This window comes from Flavobacterium sp. (assembly GCF_044371705.1).
Taxonomy (GTDB): Bacteria; Bacteroidota; Bacteroidia; order Flavobacteriales; family Flavobacteriaceae; genus Flavobacterium.
Genome location: NZ_JBILTE010000023.1, coordinates 1 through 20835, shown reverse-complemented (window position 1 = coordinate 20835; position 20835 = coordinate 1). Strand labels below are relative to the sequence as shown.

21 protein-coding genes and 1 pseudogene are annotated in these 20835 nt (G+C 35.0%); 11 read left to right on the top strand and 11 right to left on the bottom strand.

Features of this window, described 5'->3' with window-relative positions:
• Together ACIQ2S_RS03045 and ACIQ2S_RS03040 are read left to right on the top strand one after the other, a co-directional pair.
• A pseudogene (locus ACIQ2S_RS03045) lies at positions 1–257 on the top strand (metal-dependent hydrolase); the annotation flags it as partial.
• A 64-nt stretch (positions 258–321) separates the two neighbouring features.
• Entirely contained in the window at positions 322–1500 is a 1179-nt protein-coding gene (locus ACIQ2S_RS03040) for a T9SS type A sorting domain-containing protein (protein ID WP_396172628.1), read from the top strand.
• A gap of 4 nt (positions 1501–1504) precedes the next feature.
• On the opposite strand, the gene ACIQ2S_RS03035 is transcribed toward ACIQ2S_RS03040, so the two are convergent.
• Positions 1505–1648: a hypothetical protein gene (locus ACIQ2S_RS03035; RefSeq protein ID WP_396172627.1), complete on the bottom strand. Its 144-nt coding sequence runs from the start codon at positions 1646–1648 to the stop codon at positions 1505–1507.
• The gene (locus tag ACIQ2S_RS03030; protein WP_396172626.1) at positions 1635–2213 is read right to left on the bottom strand and encodes a DUF1543 domain-containing protein; all 579 of its coding nucleotides are present in this window, start codon (positions 2211–2213) and stop codon (positions 1635–1637) included. The genes ACIQ2S_RS03035 and ACIQ2S_RS03030 overlap by 14 nt, the downstream gene beginning before the upstream one ends.
• 101 nt (positions 2214–2314) lie before the next feature.
• On the opposite strand from ACIQ2S_RS03030, the gene ACIQ2S_RS03025 reads away from it, so the two are divergent.
• The 7 genes from ACIQ2S_RS03025 (at position 2315) to ACIQ2S_RS02995 (ending at position 9600) form a co-directional block, all read left to right on the top strand.
• Positions 2315–2815, top strand: a complete 501-nt coding sequence (locus ACIQ2S_RS03025; RefSeq protein ID WP_396172625.1) for a collagen-like protein — start codon at positions 2315–2317, stop codon at positions 2813–2815.
• An 83-nt stretch (positions 2816–2898) separates the two neighbouring features.
• Positions 2899–3834 (top strand): calcium/sodium antiporter, encoded by a 936-nt coding sequence (locus ACIQ2S_RS03020; RefSeq protein ID WP_396172624.1) that lies wholly within the window; start codon positions 2899–2901, stop codon positions 3832–3834.
• A gap of 201 nt (positions 3835–4035) precedes the next feature.
• Positions 4036–6225: a glutamine synthetase III gene (locus ACIQ2S_RS03015; RefSeq protein WP_396172623.1), complete on the top strand. Its 2190-nt coding sequence runs from the start codon at positions 4036–4038 to the stop codon at positions 6223–6225.
• Between the two features lie 201 nt (positions 6226–6426).
• A complete protein-coding gene (locus ACIQ2S_RS03010; RefSeq protein WP_396172622.1) occupies positions 6427–7266 on the top strand; it encodes an OmpA family protein in 840 nt (279 codons plus the stop codon).
• Complete coding sequence (locus tag ACIQ2S_RS03005) at positions 7263–8021, top strand: OmpA family protein (protein ID WP_396172621.1); 759 nt, start codon at positions 7263–7265, stop codon at positions 8019–8021. The genes ACIQ2S_RS03010 and ACIQ2S_RS03005 overlap by 4 nt, the downstream gene beginning before the upstream one ends.
• A 115-nt stretch (positions 8022–8136) precedes the next feature.
• On the top strand, positions 8137–9315 hold the full coding sequence (locus ACIQ2S_RS03000; RefSeq protein ID WP_396172620.1) for an AIR synthase related protein: 1179 nt from the start codon (positions 8137–8139) through the stop codon (positions 9313–9315).
• Positions 9316–9372: 57 nt separating this feature from the next.
• On the top strand, positions 9373–9600 hold the full coding sequence (locus ACIQ2S_RS02995; RefSeq protein ID WP_396172619.1) for a hypothetical protein: 228 nt from the start codon (positions 9373–9375) through the stop codon (positions 9598–9600).
• Between the two features lie 64 nt (positions 9601–9664).
• Here ACIQ2S_RS02995 and ACIQ2S_RS02990 read toward each other — a convergent pair whose 3' ends face one another.
• The 4 genes from ACIQ2S_RS02990 to meaB form a co-directional block, all read right to left on the bottom strand.
• On the bottom strand, positions 9665–10687 hold the full coding sequence (locus ACIQ2S_RS02990; protein WP_396172618.1) for a HipA domain-containing protein: 1023 nt from the start codon (positions 10685–10687) through the stop codon (positions 9665–9667).
• A complete protein-coding gene (locus ACIQ2S_RS02985) occupies positions 10674–11003 on the bottom strand; it encodes a HipA N-terminal domain-containing protein (protein ID WP_396172617.1) in 330 nt (109 codons plus the stop codon). Before ACIQ2S_RS02985 ends, ACIQ2S_RS02990 begins: the two co-directional genes overlap by 14 nt.
• Positions 10996–11229 carry a helix-turn-helix transcriptional regulator gene (locus ACIQ2S_RS02980; RefSeq protein WP_396172616.1) on the bottom strand — a complete coding sequence of 78 codons (234 nt, stop codon included), beginning with the start codon at positions 11227–11229 and terminating at the stop codon, positions 10996–10998. Before ACIQ2S_RS02980 ends, ACIQ2S_RS02985 begins: the two co-directional genes overlap by 8 nt.
• 156 nt (positions 11230–11385) lie before the next feature.
• Positions 11386–12471 carry a methylmalonyl Co-A mutase-associated GTPase MeaB gene (meaB, locus tag ACIQ2S_RS02975; protein WP_396172615.1) on the bottom strand — a complete coding sequence of 362 codons (1086 nt, stop codon included), beginning with the start codon at positions 12469–12471 and terminating at the stop codon, positions 11386–11388.
• 111 nt (positions 12472–12582) lie between these two features.
• Here meaB and ACIQ2S_RS02970 point away from each other — a divergent pair, with 111 nt between their 5' ends.
• Both ACIQ2S_RS02970 and ACIQ2S_RS02965 read left to right on the top strand, forming a co-directional pair.
• Positions 12583–12774: a hypothetical protein gene (locus ACIQ2S_RS02970; RefSeq protein WP_396172614.1), complete on the top strand. Its 192-nt coding sequence runs from the start codon at positions 12583–12585 to the stop codon at positions 12772–12774.
• Positions 12775–12953: 179 nt separating this feature from the next.
• Entirely contained in the window at positions 12954–14351 is a 1398-nt protein-coding gene (locus ACIQ2S_RS02965; RefSeq protein ID WP_396172613.1) for an FAD-binding oxidoreductase, read from the top strand.
• 497 nt (positions 14352–14848) lie between these two features.
• On the opposite strand, the gene secA is transcribed toward ACIQ2S_RS02965, so the two are convergent.
• The 5 genes from secA to ACIQ2S_RS02940 form a co-directional block, all read right to left on the bottom strand.
• Positions 14849–18196, bottom strand: a complete 3348-nt coding sequence (gene secA, locus ACIQ2S_RS02960; RefSeq protein WP_396172612.1) for a preprotein translocase subunit SecA — start codon at positions 18194–18196, stop codon at positions 14849–14851.
• 103 nt (positions 18197–18299) lie between these two features.
• Entirely contained in the window at positions 18300–18521 is a 222-nt protein-coding gene (locus ACIQ2S_RS02955) for a DUF2795 domain-containing protein (RefSeq protein WP_371268880.1), read from the bottom strand.
• Positions 18522–18726: 205 nt separating this feature from the next.
• Complete coding sequence (locus ACIQ2S_RS02950; protein ID WP_396172611.1) at positions 18727–19296, bottom strand: cob(I)yrinic acid a,c-diamide adenosyltransferase; 570 nt, start codon at positions 19294–19296, stop codon at positions 18727–18729.
• Positions 19297–19369: 73 nt separating this feature from the next.
• Positions 19370–20230, bottom strand: a complete 861-nt coding sequence (locus tag ACIQ2S_RS02945; RefSeq protein ID WP_396172610.1) for a RimK family alpha-L-glutamate ligase — start codon at positions 20228–20230, stop codon at positions 19370–19372.
• A gap of 175 nt (positions 20231–20405) precedes the next feature.
• Positions 20406–20835 (bottom strand): ABC transporter ATP-binding protein (locus tag ACIQ2S_RS02940; RefSeq protein WP_396172609.1); only part of this gene is annotated, 430 nt, incomplete at its 5' end.

Here is a 20835-nt window from a genome sequence, read left to right as displayed (position 1 = left end):
ATGATGCAGCCGTCATCAAACAATTAAAACGAATTTCCGAAGGTTGGTACTGCATCACGCAAAAAGAAAATCAATTGCTTTTTAACGATTTGCGGTTTGGTGTGCTGAATGCCGAAGAAAACGACATGCAGTTTTCGTTCAGCTACCATATCACTGAAGTAAATGGTGAAATAAAAGCAGCGGAATTACCGAATAAAAATAGGGCACAAGCCAAAAAATTGTTGGGTAAGCTTTGGATTCGATTACAAGGAAATTAGTGGTTTCTGTTTCGATTGTATAATTTAAACTTAGTTTGATTATATTTGAAAAAATGCCATAGCTATGAAAGTAAAAATAACGCTGACTTTTTTTTTAATTTGTTTTATTGCAAGTGATTTTTTTTCACAAGAAGTGTTTTATGGCACGAATAATTACATAGAATACCAAAAAGGAACTTTGCCAATCGTGCTATCTGTGCCTCATGGTGGAGATTTGGATCCGGTTGGTATCCCAAACAGAACATGTAATAATCCGGTTTTTGCAACCGATTCAAATACTATTGAAACAGCACTGGCAATCAAGAATGCTCTTTTTGAACAAACCGGTTGTTATCCACATATTATTATTTGCCATCTAAAACGTTCTAAATTGGATTGTAACAGAAATTTAAGTGATGGAGCATGCGGAAATCCCCAGGCATCAATTGCTTGGAATGAGTTTCAAGGATTTATAACAACAGCACAAAACCACGCAAATTTAAGTTCATCCAATAATGCCATTTTTATTGATGTACACGGACATGGAAATCCAATTCAGCGTATTGAATTAGGTTATTTATTGTATGATGATGAGTTAGCATTACCCGATGCCACATTAAATACAACCACCTATTTAAATTACAGTTCAATTAAAAATTTGGCATTGAATAATCAAAATAGTTATACACATGCTCAATTGTTGAGAGGGCCAAAATCTTTTGGAACCCTATTGGGAGATAAGGGTTTTCCATCGGTTCCTAGCTCACAAATTCCATTTCCCGGTACTACTTCAAATTATTTCAGTGGTGGTTATATTACTGCAAATCATACCTGTTATGCACCTAATAATTTAGTAAATGGTTTTCAAATGGAACTAAATTTTACAGGAATAAGGGATACGCCTTTGAACAGGCAAAAATTTGCAGATTCTTTGGCTATTGTAATAGATGATTATTGGTTTACTCACCGGAACATCCAGATTAATGCGTGTAGCACTTTGAATATAATTAAGCCTCAATTAAAATCGCTACATGTTTATCCAAATCCGTTAAACAAATCCATAAAATTAATTAGAATAGAAGGTTTAGAACCCGAACAACATAAGTATACCATTTACACCTCTGTGGGACAAGTTCATAGTTCGGGATACATTCATAATGATGCAATTATATTAGCAGAAACATTTAGCAGCGGTTTGTATTTTTTACTTATCAAACAAGAAGCTTCCGGAGAAATTTACAACTTTAAAATTGTTTCTGAATAAGCTTTCAGGAAGGTTCTTCTGTGTTAAAGTTTTTAAGGATAGCCTTCAACTTTTCCTTTCTCGCTGCTTCTTTTTCTTTCTTTTTCGCTTGTTTTTTTTGTAATTTGTCGTTGTGAATTTTGATGTTTTTCGGATTAATTCTTCCCATCTTTCAGCAATTTATCAATTTTTAAATAACCAATTTCAAGTACATCAGACGGCAAATCTGATGATTTTGTAATTTTTAAAGAATTTTGTTCCTTGTAGTGCGGTGCTAAAATATCTTCAATATCATAAATGTCATCTACATCTACACCATATTTGTCATCAATGTGAGAAGTGGCTCCTTTAAAACCGGAATGCATATAAAAAGTAGTTTGTTTGGCTTTCTTTATGGCTTCTGACTTGTTTTTAGCCACGGTTAACACCTTGTAATGATATTCTTCAAATTCATTTTCTTTATAACCACCGAGGTTGATGAAAAATAATTTTTCTTGATTGGATGACTTTTTGAGATGAGTACCTATTTCTATTTTATACCCCTCAACTGCTGAAACGGTTCGCCACGCATCGATGTGAATTTTTCCCTTAGCTTCCGGCCAAAACGCTTTCATGGCGGGAACTAGTTCTTCCAAATGGGTTGCTATTCCAAAGAAAATGTCATGCTGTTCGGTAAATCTTCCGGCAGGCTTCGCACCCAACATAACCATAAAAAGAGCTTGTTTTGTTTCCATCACTCAAAAGTAGAAAAATAAAATTAGTTCGTATGAAACAAAAAAGATAACTTTGGCATAATTCATGAAGTTCAGAAAATCTAACTATAAAATATTTAATTATGAAAAAAATACTTTTACTTTTCAGTGTAGTGGTAATGTTTGTTTTACAGGGATGCGAGGGGCCAATGGGACCTCCAGGACCTCCGGGACCAATCTTTGAAGCAGAGGTTTTTGAAGTGACTCGTAGTTTTGGACCAAACAATAACTTCAGTAGTTTAATAACTTTGAATCCGCCTATTCTAGATTCAGATATTGTTTTGGTCTATTTGTTATGGGATGTAGATAACGGAACTCCAATTTGGAGACAAATGCCTCAAACGGTTCAATTGGATGAAGGTGATTTACAATATAATTTTGATTTTACTCGATTTGATGTAAATCTATTTTTAAGTTCAGCAGATTTCCCTTTAACAATACTTGGACCACAATGGACGCAAAACCAGACTTTTCGTATAGTATTAATTCCTGGTTATTTTGGTTCAGCACGTATAGATTTTAGTGATTATAACGCTGTAATGAATATGTTGGAACTTAGCGAAACAGATGTCGTAAAAAAGTAACATTAATTTGTTAATAAAAAAGGTCTTTCGAGACCTTTTTTTATGGCATATTTTAGGGTATTTTTACATTTCTTATTTTTATCATGGACTATTTATTTATTGTTTTAGGACTCATTCTGTTGGTTTTAGGTGGCGACTGGCTTTTAAAATCGGCTGTTGGGATGTCTGTAAGACTGAATGTTTCAAAAATAATTATTGGGATGACAGTTGTATCTTTTGCAACTTCAGCTCCTGAATTGATAGTAAGTTTAAAAGCGGCTCTTGATGGTTTTTCGGATATCGCATTAGGGAATGTTGTTGGTTCTAATATCGCAAATATTGGTTTGATACTAGGTGTTGTTATGATTATAAGTGAGATGAAAGTAGATGCATCATTTTTTAAAACCGATTGGCTAGCAATGATTATTGCATCGTTTTTATTGTACTTTCTGTTGTTATATGATGGCGAAATTGCTCGAATGGAAGGGGCTGTTTTATTCCTTTTAATCATACTATTTGTTATTTATCTCATAAAAACACAAAAATCAAATGAATCTGAAATTGAAATCGAATTAGAAAAAGCAATGCCAATGTATTTGATTGTTTGGTTTTTACTTATTGGAGGTGGAGCACTTTATGGCGGTTCAGAATTGCTAATTAAAGGAGCTGTAAATATTGCGAACGCATTTGGTGTGTCCGATCGTATTATTGCAGTTACTGTAGTTGCTGTGGGAACAAGTATTCCCGAATTTGCAGCCTCTTTAATTGCTGCAATTAAAAAGGAAAGTTCTATTTCTATTGGAAATATAGTCGGGTCAAATATTTTTAATATTTTTTCGGTTCTTGGTTTAACAGCAATGATTCAACCTATTAAATTAGTAGATCAAAAATTGTTGTCTTCCGATTTGCTTTGGATGATTGGATTTGCAATTGTACTTCTGCCTCTAGTTTTACTACCCAAAAGAGGTTATTTAGACAGAAAAGCCGGAATTATTTTAGTTCTTGGATATGGTGTTTTTATTTACATGACTTTCAGTTAATGCAGAATGTTTGTTTTAAGTAGTAGTGCTTGTTTTAATACTTAAAATTGACTTTTTGATAAAATTTAATAGGTTTGGATGTTCATTATTACCAAATAATTAAATTACCCCCTAAATTTTTAGGGGGTAATTTATTTTATAATCAAAAATAAGTATATTTGCACCGTGAATTAATACTGTCAAACTTTCAACACAAAAATTATGTCATCAATTCGTTTTCAAGCTTTAAGAGAAACAGCAGGTAGAAAACCTGCACGAGTGGAAGAACTTGCCAAAAAATCAGAAATTTTTGGAAGTAATGTGTTCAACGAAAAAGCCATGCGTAAGTATTTAACGCCTGAGGCCTTTAAAGCGGTTCAAAATGCGGTACAGCACGGAACAAAAATTGACCGTAAAATTGCAGACTATATTGCAATGGGTATGAAAGAATGGTCGTTGTCTAAAGGGGTAACACACTATACACACTGGTTTCAACCTTTAACAGGTGCCACAGCTGAAAAACATGATGCCTTTTTTGAAACGTCATTTGATGGCAGCGATCCTGTTGAAAAATTCGGAGGCAGTCAATTAGTACAACAAGAACCGGATGCTTCAAGTTTTCCAAATGGAGGTATCAGAAATACTTTTGAAGCACGCGGATATACTGCATGGGATCCAACATCTCCGGCATTTATTTTTGGAACAACTTTGTGTATTCCAACCGTTTTTGTATCGTATACGGGTGAAGCTTTAGATAATAAAACGCCATTGTTACGTGCATTGCAAGCAATCGATCAAGCAGCAACCGATGTTGCTAAATATTTTGATAAGAATGTAAAAAAAATAACCCCTACATTAGGTTGGGAACAAGAATATTTCCTTGTAGATATTGCTTTAGCAAATTCCAGGCCTGATATTATGTTTACCGGCAGAACTTTGTTAGGTCATACATCTGCAAAAGGGCAACAATTAGAAGATCATTATTTTGGCTCCATTCCAACACGTGCATTAAATTATATGCGTGATTTGGAAAACGAATGCATGTTATTAGGTATTCCGGTAAAAACACGCCACAATGAAGTAGCTCCTAATCAATTTGAATTAGCACCAATTTTTGAAGAGACCAACCTTGCGGTAGACCACAATTCATTATTGATGGATGTGATGTCAAAAGTAGGAGAGCGTCATGATTTTAAAGTATTATTCCATGAAAAACCATTCAAAGGTGTCAATGGTTCAGGAAAACACAATAACTGGTCGTTGGCAACTGATACAGGTATTAACTTGTTAAGTCCAGGAAAAACGCCGATGAGTAATTTACAGTTTTTAACGTTCTTTATTAACACAATTAAAGCTGTTCACGATTACGAAGAATTGTTACGTGCGTCAATTGCATCTGCTAGTAACGACCATCGTTTAGGTGCAAATGAAGCTCCTCCAGCAATTATTTCGGTATTTATCGGTCAGCAATTAACCAATGTTTTGCAAGAATTAGAAGGAGTTACCAAAGGTAAATTATCACCTGAAGAAAAAACCGATTTAAAATTAAACGTAGTTGGTAAATTACCGGACGTATTATTAGACAATACCGATCGAAACAGAACTTCTCCATTTGCATTTACAGGTAATAAATTTGAATTTAGAGCTGTGGGTTCTATGGCAAACTGTGCAACTTCAATGACTACTTTGAATTCTATTGTTGCGAAACAATTAATGGAGTTTAAAGCTGAAGTTGATGGTTTAATTGAGAACAACGACTTGAAAAAAGACGAAGCTATTTTTAATGTATTGAGAGAGTATATTAAGAAAACAAAAAATATTCTTTTCGAAGGAGACGGTTATAGTGAAGCATGGGAAAAAGAAGCTAAAAAACGTGGTTTAAGCAACCACAAAACAACTCCTGAAGCCTTGAAGGCAAAAGTTTCTACAAAAGCAATTGAATTATTTGGTTTTTTAAACGTAATGAATCATGTAGAAGTGGAGTCACGCTACGAAATTGAATTGGAAGAGTATACCAAGAAAATTCAAATTGAAGGAAGAGTTTTGGGTGATATCGCCAGAAATCATGTAGTGCCTACAGCAATTAGATATCAAAATGTATTGATTGAAAATGTACGTGGCTTAAAAGAAATCTTTGGTGCTTCTTTTGAAAAAATTGCAAAAGAACAAATCAAATTGATTAAAGAAATCTCAGAACACATCGAAGGAATTAATACCAAAGTAGATGCGATGACCGAAGAACGCAAAAAAGCAAATAAGTTGGATTCTGCCGAAAAAATGGCTGCAGCTTATTGCAATAAAGTGAAACCTTTCTTCGAAGAAATCAGATACCACGCAGATAAATTGGAATTGTTGGTAGACGATGAACTTTGGACATTGACAAAATACAGAGAATTATTATTTACAAGATAGGTAGATAAATAATGCATTTGAAGCCACGTTTTTTAGCGTGGCTTTTTTTTTGGTTCAATAGTTGACAACTAAGAGATGGTTGAGGTACTATTCCTTAAATCTTATTAAAATTTATTTTTAATATATTCGTTATCTAATTAAATGAATGCCCCTATGAAATGTAAAGTATCGATTTGTCTCTTGTTTCTTTGTTCAATTTTTATGCGGTCACAAGAACAAATTTCTTTTTACTTTGATACCAACCAATTTGATTTGAAAAAATCGGAAGCTACTCGATTAAATCAATGGATGGCATCCAATAAAAAAGTAAAAATCGTTGCCATCAACGGATATACTGACGAAGATGGAACAGTGGGCTTCAATGATACGTTGGCTCAAAAAAGAGTAGATTTTATCTTCCAACAAGTCAAAAATCAAATAGCCATTCGCGAAGATTTTAAATCGCGGAGTTTCGGCAAATTACACCAACAAGCAAATGATAAATCACTCAATCGACGCGTCACTGTTTATTACATACTCGAAGCAGATTTAGCTCGTGAAGAGGAAATCTTGGGAATCAAAACGGAAGAACCTGCTCCGAAACCCAAACCTAAAAAACAATTTCCAGAGGCAATTGTCATTCAAAATCCAAATGGTACCGAATCAGTTTATGATTTGAACGTGGAGTTTATGCGAAAAGTGGATGCGGCTCAACCTGGTGAAAAATTGCAATTGGAAAACCTGAATTTTCAATTAAACACTTTTGCAATAGTTAATGAAAGTCGTGGTAAATTGTATGAGTTGTTAATTGTCATGCAGCAAAATCCCGAGCTTTCGATTGATATTCAAGGCCATTTGTGCTGCATGACTAATGATCGAAATAATTTGTCCTACCAACGTGCAAAAGCCATTAGCAATTTCCTAAGAGCGAATGGAATTGAGAATTCAAGAGTTACTTTTCAGGGTTTTGGTGTCACTAAACCTATTTACCCCATTCCAGAAAAAAATGAAGAAGAACGAGCAGCAAATCGCAGAGTAGAAATTCAAATTCTGAAAAATTGAAATATATCTTCTTTTTTATAAGTGTTCTTTTTACAAGTGTTTTTCATCCACAGGAAAAAGTAGATGTGTATTTTGATTTTAATGAACTTAAAGTGAACGCAACCTCACAATCGCTTTTACAAAATTGGATTAAAAACAATCCTACCGCGGAAATCTGTCAGATTTACGGCTATTGTGATACGGTTGGAACGAATGCCTACAATAAAAAGTTAGCAACTGAGAGAATACGTAGTATTGAAAAATTTCTGAAATCAAATAAAATTGCAGTAAAAAGGGATGTGCAAAAAGTAGTTGTTGGTGAAGATTTTGAACCTTCAATAAATCAATCAGAAAATAGACGAGTAACTTTTTTATATAGTACCAAAGAAGATTCAAAATCGTACGCTTCCTCATTAAATGCTGCAGAAAAAGGACAATATTTAGAACTAAAAGGACTGAATTTTTTTGGCGGGAAAGATATAGTTTTACCTAAATCTATACCTGTTTTGGAGGAGTTATTGGAGGTGATGAAAAGTAATGAGAATCTTAAAATTGAAGTTCACGGACATATTTGCTGTTTTACGGTTGATACAGAAGATCTTTCATTCAAAAGAGCTCAAGCAGTTTACGATTACCTAGTTAAAAACGGAATCGCTATTGATCGCCTTTCTTTCAAAGGTTTTGGAAGCACAATGCCAATTTTTCCGCTACCGGAGAAAAGTGAGGAGGAACGCGTTGCTAATCGGAGAGTTGAAATTTTTGTCCGTGAAAAATAACGGCCTCTTCAGTATATTAAAATTGCTACATTTTCACATTAATCTTATCTTTGCAAATCAATATAAGAATCTGCAGGAACGATTGTTTCCGTGTAGATGAATCAATTCAACAATTATGAGTTCTGATACGAGTAAAAGATACGCACTTCGAGGAGTTTCAGCCGGAAAAGAAGATGTTCACAATGCAATTAAAAACATTGACAAGGGCTTGTTTCCAAAAGCATTTTGTAAAATCGTACCTGATTATTTAACCAATGATGAAGACTATTGTTTACTGATGCATGCGGATGGTGCTGGAACAAAATCGTCGTTGGCTTATATGTATTGGAAAGAAACGGGCGATGTTTCGGTTTGGAAAGGTATTGCCCAAGATGCTTTAATCATGAATATTGACGATTTACTCTGTGTAGGTGCCACTGATAATATTTTGTTGTCTTCTACCATCGGACGTAATAAAAACCTAATTCCAGCCGAAGTTATTTCAGCCATTATTAATGGTACGGAAGAATTAATTCAAGAATTGAAATCCTACGGTGTTACTATTCATTCTACAGGTGGTGAAACAGCCGATGTAGGTGATATTGTTCGAACAATTATTGTTGATTCAACTGTAACGGCTCGAATGAAACGTAGCGATGTAATTGATAATGCAAATATCCAGGCAGGCGATGTAATTGTTGGCTTGGCTTCATTTGGTCAAGCAACTTATGAAAAGGAATACAATGGAGGAATGGGAAGTAACGGACTTACTTCTGCACGCCACGATGTTTTTTCAAAATATTTAGCTACAAAATATCCTGAAAGTTTTGATGCTTCAGTTCCGGAAGAATTGATTTATTCTGGTCAAGTGAATTTAACGGATGAAGTTGAAAGCAGTCCGCTTGATGCCGGTAAATTAGTGCTATCGCCAACTCGTACCTATGCTCCGGTTATCAAAAAGATACTTGAAAAATACTTTTCAAAAGATATTCACGGAATGGTTCATTGTAGTGGAGGAGCTCAAACAAAGATTTTACATTTTATAGACAACTTGCATATCATTAAAGATAATTTATTCTCGATTCCGCCTTTGTTCAAATTGATTCAGGAACAATCAAAAACCGATTGGAAAGAAATGTACCAAGTATTTAATTGCGGACACCGGATGGAACTATATGTACCAAAAGAAGTTGCAGACGATATCATAGCGATTTCAAAATCATTCAATATTGATGCACAAATTGTAGGTAGAGTAGAAGCAGCAGAAACAAAAAAATTAACGATTACTAGTGAGTTCGGCGTTTTTGACTATTAATATATTTAAATTTTTCAACCCTTAACTCTTAACATTCAACCCTATAACTTTTCAATCATGGACTTACCAAAATTCGTTTTAGCAGATAATACAGATTACCCGGAGGATATTTTTATAATTCATTTGGATTTCCCTCGTTTTTTAATCAATTTGAAAGATGATGAAGTGGAATTTTTAGAAGATATCGAAGAAGAAGATGAAAAAGAATTGGAAACCGAAATGGAAAAATTAATCGAATTAGCCGGAGCTTTTTATGATCGAGAAATGGAACGTTACGAAGAATAAATGAATAATAAAGCCGTTGTTAAAAGGAATTAAAACGGCTTTTTTATTGGATTCAAATAGAGAACTATACCAAGTTCAGTTGTTTGTATCGCTTATTTATCAAAGAGTGATACTTTTCTTTAAAGAAATCACTTACAAAACTTTTTTCTAATACTTCCTGCATTTCAGGTTTGCAGTAATAAAAAAGTTCTAAAGTATTGTCCAAAATCTTTTTGTTCAAACCTCCATTTTCAAATGCAACCAAAAAATCGTCGTATTTTAATTTTCGCTTTTTTGCATTTAAGGTCAATGCTAATTCTTCGGTATCCATTGTATTTACTAATGCTGTTGGAACCAAATCATAAGCTGGACATAAACTTAGGCCTTGTCCGACTCTTTCTAAAAGCGAAAAGTTTTTCAAATGCATATCGGAGTTTCCGGTTAAAAAACTAAACAATACCTGCTCATAAAAGTCACTTACATCCAGCAAAGGCGAATTGGAGTATTTTAAAAGTAATTTTGCCACTTGTTCATGACTGCCTTTGTATTTATCTTCGGTGAGCCGTTCACTTAATTGACACATATCTTCCATTAAGAGTTTCCCTTTGCGGGTTCTGTCAACTCGTTTGGTAATATAGCATAAGGTTCTGTCTTGTAAAGAAATTAAACTATGGGGAACTACTTTTATTCCGCATATTGCTGCCATATGCATAGTTGCACTTTCTAATTCCGGTAATTGTTCATAATGTTCAGAAGGCGGTTTTAGAATGTAATCGCCATACAAACCAACAATAGTTAATTTTTTGGTTAGATTTTTTTCTTCTTTTCTGTACAAGCTTAGTGATACTTTTGCTTGAACTCCTGTTACTGCCATTTGACTTTGGATGACTTGTTGGGCCAATTCTTGTAAATTCTCTAAATTGTAAGCCAATTGGGGTGTTTTTAATTGTCCGAAGAATTTTTTGTTGCAAGCTTCATGAAAATCAGCCCCTGGATTTGTTAATGGTTCATAACAATGCAAGCATCTTCTACCGTAGAAAGTACTTTTCTCATGTACTTCCATCGATTGATTGTTTCTAGCTAAATATTTTTTTTTATAATTCTTCATTGTTTTTCAAAACACTAACAGCTCCTATACAATCTTTGCAGCAAGTTAGGAGTAATCCCATTCGGTCTTTATAATTTATTTTCCAGTTTCGCTCTGCAATATCTAATAACCATCCTTCTGGAATCAGACCATCAAAAAAAGCAAATAATGTTTTGCTTTGATAGGTTCTGTCTGTGAGTGGCAATGTGAGACTTACCTCCTGTGCCGTATTTTTTTGTAAATAGTTTCTATCATATTCAAAAGTGTAGCCGTCGTCTGTTTCCCGAACTACGCCACAAAAATTTTCTTTTAAATATACATTTCCACTTCTATTCATAGTTTAGCATTTTTTGTCGATCTAGATTAACAGCACCTAATGTTTCTCCAAATAAACGAAGTACAGCATTTACTTTATCCATACGCAAGGTGTTTTTGCCTTGTTCTAAATCTCTAACAAATCGCAATCCAACGCCTGCTTTTAAAGCAAGTTCCGGTTGTGTGAGTTTGTTTTGTTTACGTTTTTCCTTTACATGTAAGCTAATAGGATTTAGTTTTTCTTTCATTTTTATACCCTTTAAACCACAAATATACAATTTTTTATAAAAAAAAATACCTTAAATGGTATATTTTAAAAATTTATATCATTTTTATACCCGTTATAATATAAATAATTTAAATTTTATATTTTTGCAGTAAATAGGGTATAAAATCAAGATTTATTATTTAAAGTAATAGGATAATAATTGTGTCGCTGCAGCAAAAGGTGAAATCTGATTATGCTGCAATTTTCTATTGATTTCTTCTAGTAACGGTGCAATTTCAGGATGGTGGTAAAACCGATTTTTCAGTTGTTCATTGATTGTCTCTAATAGCCAATATTGATTTTGATCTTGTCTGTGTTCAGAAAAATAATTGTTTTGCTTTGTCAAATCCACATATTGTGAGATAGTTTTCCAAACATCCACAATTCCGTCGTGAGTAATACTGCTGCATGTGGTAACTTTTGGAATCCATCCCGAGTTTTTAGCTGGGAATAAATGAAGTGCCCGATTAAATTCAGCTTTAGCTAATTGAGCTTTTTTGATGTTGTCGCCATCGGCTTTGTTAATAACAATTGCATCTGCCATTTCCATTATTCCGCGTTTGATGCCTTGTAATTCATCTCCAGCACCTGATATTTTCAGTAACAAAAAGAAATCAACCATACTGTGAACTGCAGTTTCACTTTGTCCAACACCAACGGTTTCTATAATAATTGTGTCAAATCCGGCAGCTTCACAAAGAATAATGGATTCTCGGGTTTTTCGGGCAACACCACCTAAACTTTCTCCGGAGGCACTCGGGCGAATATATGCGTTCTTATCTTTTACTAATTCTTCCATTCGGGTTTTATCTCCTAGAATACTACCGTGTGATATGGTACTACTTGGGTCTACGGCTAAAACGGCTACTCTTTTTCCGAGTTCCGTCAAATGTTTTCCGAAGGCTTCAATAAACGTACTTTTTCCCACTCCCGGAACTCCTGTAATTCCAATGCGAATGGATTGATTGGCATAAGGTAGACAAGCTTGAATGACTTCATTTGCTTTAACTAAATGATCAGGATTAGTGCTTTCAACTAAAGTGATGGCCCGACTTAAAGTAGTGATGTCTTTTTGTAGAATTCCTTGAACATATTCAGCTGTAGAAAATACTTTTTTTCGAAAATTTTGTATTGTCTTAGCCGATAAAAGATTAATGGTTTCCGGAGGTAAAATTCCTTCTTTTTCGTGCAGTGCAGATGATTTTGTTGGCAGCTTTGACACTTTATTATAATTTTGAAATGTAAAGTTACAAAAAAGTGAATGGAAGAGGGTTAATCAGGCACCGTATTTTTCCACTCATTTAATTGTGTTTTTGTTTTTCAAAATGGTTTTATGGAGAACATTGTTTTGCTTTTTCTTTGTCTAGCTTTGGGTATTGGATTACGATTCATCAAATCCTTTCCAGTAAACGGACATGCAGCATTGAATCATTTTTTAATCTGTAAATTTTTGCCGGCTTTGGCTTTTGACAATAATACTAGGGTTGAAATAAGACCCTTTACTTTTATACTATTTATCAAATAGCAATGATGCCAACTCAAAATTACTGAGTCTTCAATTATTCTCGCTTCAAATGATGCAATAAAACCAAAACTAAGAAGCATGATGGTTGTTATTCCGTTGTCGTTTATCATATTAGCTTTTTGGTATTGGTTGCTTACATTTGTATAATTTTTTTACCTTTAGTGAGAAAAATTTAACCTATGCGAATTACACCTGAAATTCTTCAGCAACTGCAAGCTATTGTTGGTTCATCTTTTGTTTTTACAGATATAGAAACTCGCAATCAATACGGACATGATGAAACAGAAGATTATGTTTTTCCACCTCATGTGGTTGTAAAACCCGAAAATTCATTGGAGATTTCAGAAATACTGAAAGTAGCAAATACCTATAAAATCCCCGTTGTTCCCATTGGTGCAAGAACCGGTTTGAGTGGCGGAGCATTGTCTGTGCAGGGAGGAATCGGACTATCGATGGAGCGTTTGAATCGTATTTTACATATTGATGAGCAAAATTTACAAGTAACCGTGGAGCCTGCCGTTATTACTCAAGTTTTACGGGAGGCCGTTGCTGAAAAAGAGTTGTTTTATCCGGTGGATCCGAGTAGTATGGGAAGTTGTTGGATTGGTGGAAATGTTGCTGAAAATTCCGGTGGAGCCAGAGCGGTTAAATATGGCGTAACCAAAGATTATGTCTTGAATTTGGAAGTAGTGTTGCCAACCGGCGAAATCATTTGGACAGGTGCCAATACGTTGAAAAATTCCACAGGTTATAATTTGACCCAATTGATGGTTGGAAGTGAAGGAACATTAGGTGTAATTACCAAAATAGTTTTAAAACTGATTCCTAAAAACCGTCATAACGTTTTAATGCTGGTACCTTTTTATAATGCAAATCAAGCCTGTGAAGCTGTTTCAGCTATTTTTAGAGCGGGAATAGTGCCAAGTGCTTTGGAATTTATGGAACGTGACGCACTTGATTGGACATTAAAATTTGTAGATAATTTAAGTGTTAGCGTAAAAGATGGAATTGAAGCACATTTATTGATAGAAGTGGATGGTAATTATCCCGATATTTTGATGATTGAAGCGGAAAAAATCTTGTCAGTTGTGGAAGCATTTGAAATTGACGAGGTACTTTTTGCTGATACCGAAGACCAAAAAAATGCTTTGTGGAAAATGAGGAGAAGTGTGGGCGAAGCCGTAAAATCCAATTCAGTTTATAAAGAAGAAGACACCGTTGTGCCTCGTTATGAATTACCTAAATTACTCAAAGGAGTTAAAGATATTGGCAAGAAGTACGGATTTGAATCGGTATGTTACGGACATGCTGGTGATGGAAACCTTCATGTCAATATCGTTAAAGGCACAATGACCGATGAAAATTGGAAATCGGAAGTTCCAAAAGGAATCAGGGAACTGTTTGAATTAACCGTTGCACTCAAAGGAACGCTTTCCGGCGAGCACGGCATTGGTTATGTACAACGTGAATATATGGATATTGCCTTTTCAAAAGTACAATTGGAGTTGATGGAACGAATAAAATTTGTTTTTGACCCGAATGGAATTCTGAATCCGGGAAAAATCTTTCCACAATAAATTTCCTTGGGAATTTATTGTTCTAAATACAACTATTGAATACCCAAATTGTAAGTTAGTCTCTTTTTGGGTTGTTCTTTTTATCGCGTTTTTCCTCTTTTTTCTCTTTAGCAGTTTTTAGAGGTTCTTTTTTTACGTTTTTCTTTGCGTCTTGACTTTTGGCCATGGTAGTAAGTTTTTGTGTTTAAGTAAAGGTAGTTTTATTTTTACTGATGAATCTAAAGATAAATAACTTTTTTCTTATTGCAACGCAGATTTTGAAAATTTGAAAAATCTGTGTTCAAAAGAAATAGGGGGGTGAAAAGTTTTAAATCCGTTTTAATCGGTGTTTAGCGTAGCTAATCTGATTCATCCGCATTCCAAAAAAGTGAACTAATTATTTCTCAAATTTTCAAAATCTGTGTTCCAAGAAAGTGTACTTAATTCAAAGTAAATGAAAAATAAAAATCCCCAACAGTTTTCACCATTGGGGATATGATATAAATAGTTTTGTTTACTTACGAAACCAAAACCCATTCGCCACCGGCAATCATGCTCTCAGCTTTTTTGTATTTAATGGTTTCTGTTTTGCCACTCATCACATGTTTGATTGTAACGGTGTCGTTTCTGTTGATTTTAGGAGCATCACGCACAATTGTTTCAGTAACTTGCGGGCGTTGGGTATTTCCCGCTTCACGATTTTGTGCTGCTGCAGTATCGCTGTTTGGCAATTCGTCTTTTGAAGTTTTGTAATTTTCTTTTTTACGCACTTCTTTCGCTTCGCTAATATTGGCATTTTGATTAGGTAAGTCACCTTTAAACAAGAAAGAAACGACTTCTTTGTTTACTTTATCCAGCATCGCTTTGAATAAATTAAACGCTTCAAATTTATAAATTAATAACGGATCTTTTTGTTCGTGAACGGCTAATTGAACCGATTGCTTCAATTCATCCATTTTACGTAAGTGCTTTTTCCATGCTTCATCTACAATAGCCAAAGTGATGTTTTTTTCAAAATCAGCTACTAATTGTTTTCCTTGCGATTCATAAGCCTTTTTCAAGTCGGTTACCACATTTAAGGTTTTTTGACCATCAGTAAACGGAACTACAATTCGCTCGTATTGATTGTTGGGATTTTCGTATACATTTTTAATAATTGGATAGGCTTCTCTTGCATCTCTTAAGTTTTTCTCTTCATAATAGGCCAAGGCTGTTTTGTACATTTGTCCGCTTAATTCTATTTCGGTTAATTTAGAAAATTCACTTTCTGAAACTGGAGAAGTAATTGAAAAATATCGAATCAAATCAAACTCAAAGTTTTTAAAATCACTTACCGCTTTGTTATCATTGACGATATTTTCACAGGTATCATAAATCATGTTGGCGATATCCACTTTCAAACGTTCGCCATGTAGTGCATGTCTTCTTCGTTTGTATACAACTTCACGTTGCGAGTTCATCACGTCGTCATATTCCAATAAACGTTTACGAACACCAAAGTTGTTTTCTTCTACTTTTTTCTGAGCCCGCTCAATCGATTTGGTCATCATTGAATGTTGAATAACTTCGCCTTCTTTCAAGCCCATGCGGTCCATTACTTTGGCCACTCGTTCCGAACCAAATAAACGCATCAAGTTATCTTCCAAAGACACATAAAATTGTGAACTTCCAGGGTCTCCTTGACGACCGGCACGACCACGCAGCTGACGGTCAACACGACGCGAATCATGACGCTCTGTTCCAATAATCGCCAATCCTCCCGCAGCTTTTACTTCGGGTGTCAATTTAATATCTGTACCACGACCAGCCATATTGGTTGCAATGGTCACAACACCCGGTTTACCGGCTTCAGCAACAATCTCTGCTTCTTTTTTGTGCATTTTCGCATTCAACACATTGTGCGGAATGTTACGCATTTTCAACATTCTACTTAATAATTCTGAAATCTCAACAGAAGTTGTACCAATCAATATCGGCCTTCCTGCTTGTGATAGTTTGGTCACATCTTCAATTACTGCGTTGAATTTCTCGCGGGTAGTTTTGTAGATTAAATCTTCTTGGTCTTTTCTTGACATTGGTCTGTTGGTAGGTATTTCTACAACATCCAATTTATAAATTTGCCAAAGCTCGCCGGCTTCTGTCACAGCAGTTCCCGTCATACCGGCTAATTTACTGTACATACGGAAGTAATTCTGCAGTGTAACCGTTGCAAAAGTTTGCGTTGCCGCTTCAATTTTGACATTTTCTTTTGCTTCAATTGCTTGGTGTAATCCGTCTGAATAACGACGACCGTCCATGATACGACCCGTTTGTTCGTCAACAATCATGATTTTATCTTCCATGATTACATATTCCACATCTTTCTCAAACAGCGTATAGGCTTTTAATAATTGTGTTAATGTGTGAATGCGTTCTGATTTGATAGAAAAATCTTGAAATAATTTTTCTTTTTCTTCTGCTTCTGCTTCTTTTTCAAGTTTCATTTTTTCGATACGTGCAATTTCTGTCCCGATATCAGGAAGTACAAAGAAATTTTCGTCGGTATCTTTCGAAAGGAATTTGATTCCGTTGTCCGTTAATTCAACCTGATTATTTTTTTCTTCAATAACAAAATACAACGCTTCATCCACTTTGGGCATTTCACGGTTGTTATCTTGCATATAAAAATTTTCGGTTTTTTGAAGCAACTGTTTAATTCCTTCTTCACTCAAAAATTTGATTAATGCTTTATTTTTAGGCAGTGAACGATACGCTCTCAATAATTGGAAACCACCGTCTTTGGTGTTTCCTTCTTTGATTAATTTCTTCGCTTCAGTTAAAAACTGGGTTGCTAAATTCCGTTGCAACGAAACTAAATTATCTACTTTAGGTCTTAACTCATTAAACTCGTGACGATCTCCTTGTGGAACAGGTCCTGAAATAATTAATGGCGTACGAGCATCATCAATTAATACGGAATCCACCTCATCGACTATCGCATAATTGTGTTTGCGTTGTACCAAATCTTGTGGCGAGTGAGCCATATTATCTCTTAAGTAGTCAAAACCAAATTCGTTGTTGGTGCCATAAGTGATGTCTGCTTCGTAAGCTTTTCTTCTGGATTCGGTATTTGGCTGGTGGTTGTCGATACAATCAACTGTTAAGCCGTGAAATTCAAATAAAGGTGCTTTCCAAGTGCTGTCACGTTTGGCCAAATAATCATTCACGGTAACCAAATGAACACCATTTCCGGTTAACGCATTCAAATAGAGTGGGAGTGTTGCAACCAATGTTTTACCTTCACCCGTTTGCATTTCAGCAATTTTACCTTGGTGAAGTACGACACCACCAATCAACTGAACGTCGTAGTGAATCATGTCCCAAGTAATTTCTTTACCGGCGGCATTCCATGAATTGGCCCATACAGCATGGTCACCTTCGAGAGTAACATAAGACTTGGTTCCGGAAAGTTCAATGTCTTTGGGTGTGGCAACAACTTTAATTTGAGTATTTTCTTTGAATCGACGAGCGGTTTCTTTAACAACTGCAAAAGCTTCCGGAAGGATTTCCATCAAAACTTTTTCAGAAATGTCATACGCTTCTTTCTCTAAAGTGTCAATGGATGAGTAGATGTCTTCCCTTTTGTCGATATCGGCAATTTGTTCTACTTCTTCTTGTAAAGTTGCTATTTTAGCATCATTTTCTGCACGAGCATCTTTTATTTTTTGTTTAAAAAAAGCAGTTTTAGCACGTAACTCGTCATGAGTTAAAGAGGCAAGATTGCTTTCAAACGTTTTAATTTTAGCTAACAGGGGTTGTATTGCTTTGACATCTTTTTCGGATTTGTCTCCCACAAATGCTCTAAGAATACTATTAATGAAACTCATTTTGTTTTTATTTAAATTGTTGTTAATTCCCGATACCTCGAGACGCAAATTTACACAAAAAAAAAGCCTCTAGTTGAGACTTTTTTTCAGCGGGTTATATTTTTTAATACTCATCCTCGTTCCAAAGATAATCTTCGTCCGTGGGATAATCTGGCCAAATTTCCTCCATTGATTCATAATTTTCGCCTTCATCTTCTATAGATTGCAGATTTTCCACAACTTCAAGTGGAGCTCCTGTTCTGATCGCATAGTCAATAAGCTCATCTTTGGTGGCTGGCCACGGTGCATCACTTAAATACGATGCTAATTCTAATGTCCAATACATCTTTTATGGATTTAATTTTATGCAAAAATAAATTTTAAACTGAAATAGTCAAGTAAAAAGTGTTTTATTTTACTTTAAAAGTTAAGAACGTTGTTTTAAAAATTCCAATTTTAAAAATTCCAAATAACAAAAAGAAGAAAAATCTTCCTTTATATTATTTTTTTTATTGGAATTTGGGATTTTAGTATTGGATTTTTAAGAAAGTTTATTTTCTAGGTATCCATTTTACTTCTTCCGCTTGTAGGTCAAAAGACAACTTTCGTGCCAGCACAAAAAGGTAGTCAGAAAGTCGGTTCAAGTATTTTAAAACCTGCTCATCTGTCGGTTCCAGCTCATGAAGATGCACCGATAGACGCTCTGCTCTTCTACAAACACATCGGGCAATATGACAATATGACACTGTTGTATGTCCGCCCGGCAAAACAAAATGCGTCATTGGAGGCAACGAATCGTTCATGTTGTCAATTTCGTTTTCCAATAATTTCACATCTTCTTCTGAAATTCGGTTGATGTTTAATCGTGGCTGACCATTTTTTAAAACTTCTTTTTCAGGTGGAGTGGCCAAAATGGCTCCAACAGTGAAAAGTCGATCCTGTACTTCAATTAGTACATTTTTATACAATTGATTGATGTTTTGGTCGCGAATTAAACCAATATGCGAGTTTAATTCGTCCACTGTTCCGTAACTTTCAATACGAATATGGTGTTTGGGCACGCGTGTTCCGCCAAAAAGTGCAGTAGTTCCGCTGTCGCCGGTTTTGGTGTATATTTTCATTTGAAAGGTGCTGAGGTTCTAAGGTGCTAAGGTACTAAGATTTTTTGTAGTGGAATACGTTATTTATTCCAAATTAGGTTTTAACGGCCTCCAAAAAAGCATCTACAAATCGTTCTCTAGAACCAATTGCAATATCAAAATACAAATCAGGTTCGATGAGTTCAATTTCCATTAAATGCAGTTGGTTGTCTTTTACAATTCCGTCAATTCGGGCATAAAGCAGTTGTTCTGGAATTTGATTGAGAATAGCTTTGGCTTGAGTAATTAATTTAATGCTAGGTTCAACCAATGTATAGTTTCCTCCGTATTGAATTTGCACTCGAAAGTCGCCTTCCGCCGGTTTTTTGTTGATGGCATGTGAAAAAATTCCATTAAAGAAAATGAAGGATGTCTCCCCTAATTCTTTTATTTCAGGTCTGAACTCCTGCAAAAGAAAGTCTTTTGTGATTAAATGTTCTTGAAATTCATCTTGAATGGAGGCTATTTCGCTTCTATCAACTAATTTAGTAAGATAACTACCTGCCGAAAAAGCCGGTTTGATTACAATTTTTTGCCAGTTTTTAGGAAGAACAGTTTCCAGGTTTTTATTGGAATTCTTTTCCAGAAAAATTGTTGGAAGGATTAGAACACCTTTATTTTCCAGTTCTTTTAAATAAAATTTGTGTTTGTTTTGTTGAATAGTAGCAATGGGGTTCAGCGTTTTGATTCCCAGCGATTCTATTTTTTGGAGCCAATCTTTAAAAGCAGCTTCTTTTTGATAGTAGTCCCAAGTATTTCGAAAGAGTAAATAATCAAAAGTAGTCCAATCAATCGATTCATCATCCCAAATAACAGCTTTGGCAGTGATATTGTATTCTTTGAATAGCGGAATTAATTTTTGATCGGATTTTAATAATTCAGGCAAACGGGCACACGTGAGAATTCCTACTTTCATTGGAATTATTGTTTCTTTTTAGAATAGTAGTTGGTTTTAAAATTCCGACCTTTTCGATTTGCTCGTTGTTTGTTAGCCATCCTAACTACAAAAAAAACGGCTACCAAAAGAACGCCCATAAAGATAATAAGTGTTTTCATAAACAATTGTATAAGTATACAAAGTTACAAATTGTTTATTTTACTTGTTCGTCTTTTTCTACCATACCGTCACGAAGGCGGATGATTCGATGAGCATGTGCGGCAATGTCTTCTTCGTGTGTGACCAAAATTATGGTGTTTCCATTTTTATGAATGACATCAAAAAGACCCATGATTTCTTCGGATGTTTTACTGTCCAAATTTCCTGTTGGTTCATCCGCAAGAATAATCGAAGGATTATTCACTAAAGCTCTAGCAATGGCCACACGTTGGCGTTGCCCACCGGAAAGTTCATTCGGTTTGTGGTCCATTCGATCGGCTAAGTTTACTTGTGTTAAAACTTCAGTTGCTCTGATGTTTCGCTCACTTTTGGGGTATCCGGCATAAACCATTGGTAATGCCACATTGTCCAAAGCAGATGTTCGAGGCATTAAATTAAAGGTTTGAAAAACAAAACCTATTTCT

Bases quoted from the DNA above. Each gene is read 5' to 3' on its own strand.
- ACIQ2S_RS03020 (WP_396172624.1), top strand. From the start codon at position 2,899: ATGGACTATTTATTTATTGTTTTAGGACTCATTCTGTTGGTTTTAGGT.
- ACIQ2S_RS03015 (WP_396172623.1), top strand. From the start codon at position 4,036: ATGTCATCAATTCGTTTTCAAGCTTTAAGAGAAACAGCAGGTAGAAAA.
- ACIQ2S_RS02990 (WP_396172618.1), bottom strand. From the start codon at position 10,687: ATGAAGAATTATAAAAAAAAATATTTAGCTAGAAACAATCAATCGATG.
- ACIQ2S_RS02945 (WP_396172610.1), bottom strand. From the start codon at position 20,230: ATGAAAGTAGGAATTCTCACGTGTGCCCGTTTGCCTGAATTATTAAAA.
- ACIQ2S_RS02950 (WP_396172611.1), bottom strand. From the start codon at position 19,296: ATGAAAATATACACCAAAACCGGCGACAGCGGAACTACTGCACTTTTT.
- secA (WP_396172612.1), bottom strand. From the start codon at position 18,196: ATGAGTTTCATTAATAGTATTCTTAGAGCATTTGTGGGAGACAAATCC.
- ACIQ2S_RS02965 (WP_396172613.1), top strand. From the start codon at position 12,954: ATGCGAATTACACCTGAAATTCTTCAGCAACTGCAAGCTATTGTTGGT.
- ACIQ2S_RS02995 (WP_396172619.1), top strand. From the start codon at position 9,373: ATGGACTTACCAAAATTCGTTTTAGCAGATAATACAGATTACCCGGAG.
- ACIQ2S_RS03035 (WP_396172627.1), bottom strand. From the start codon at position 1,648: ATGGGAAGAATTAATCCGAAAAACATCAAAATTCACAACGACAAATTA.
- ACIQ2S_RS03010 (WP_396172622.1), top strand. From the start codon at position 6,427: ATGCGGTCACAAGAACAAATTTCTTTTTACTTTGATACCAACCAATTT.
- ACIQ2S_RS03025 (WP_396172625.1), top strand. From the start codon at position 2,315: ATGAAAAAAATACTTTTACTTTTCAGTGTAGTGGTAATGTTTGTTTTA.
- ACIQ2S_RS02980 (WP_396172616.1), bottom strand. From the start codon at position 11,229: ATGAAAGAAAAACTAAATCCTATTAGCTTACATGTAAAGGAAAAACGT.
- ACIQ2S_RS03030 (WP_396172626.1), bottom strand. From the start codon at position 2,213: ATGGAAACAAAACAAGCTCTTTTTATGGTTATGTTGGGTGCGAAGCCT.
- ACIQ2S_RS02955 (WP_371268880.1), bottom strand. From the start codon at position 18,521: ATGTATTGGACATTAGAATTAGCATCGTATTTAAGTGATGCACCGTGG.
- ACIQ2S_RS03040 (WP_396172628.1), top strand. From the start codon at position 322: ATGAAAGTAAAAATAACGCTGACTTTTTTTTTAATTTGTTTTATTGCA.
- ACIQ2S_RS02970 (WP_396172614.1), top strand. From the start codon at position 12,583: ATGGAGAACATTGTTTTGCTTTTTCTTTGTCTAGCTTTGGGTATTGGA.
- ACIQ2S_RS02985 (WP_396172617.1), bottom strand. From the start codon at position 11,003: ATGAATAGAAGTGGAAATGTATATTTAAAAGAAAATTTTTGTGGCGTA.
- ACIQ2S_RS03000 (WP_396172620.1), top strand. From the start codon at position 8,137: ATGAGTTCTGATACGAGTAAAAGATACGCACTTCGAGGAGTTTCAGCC.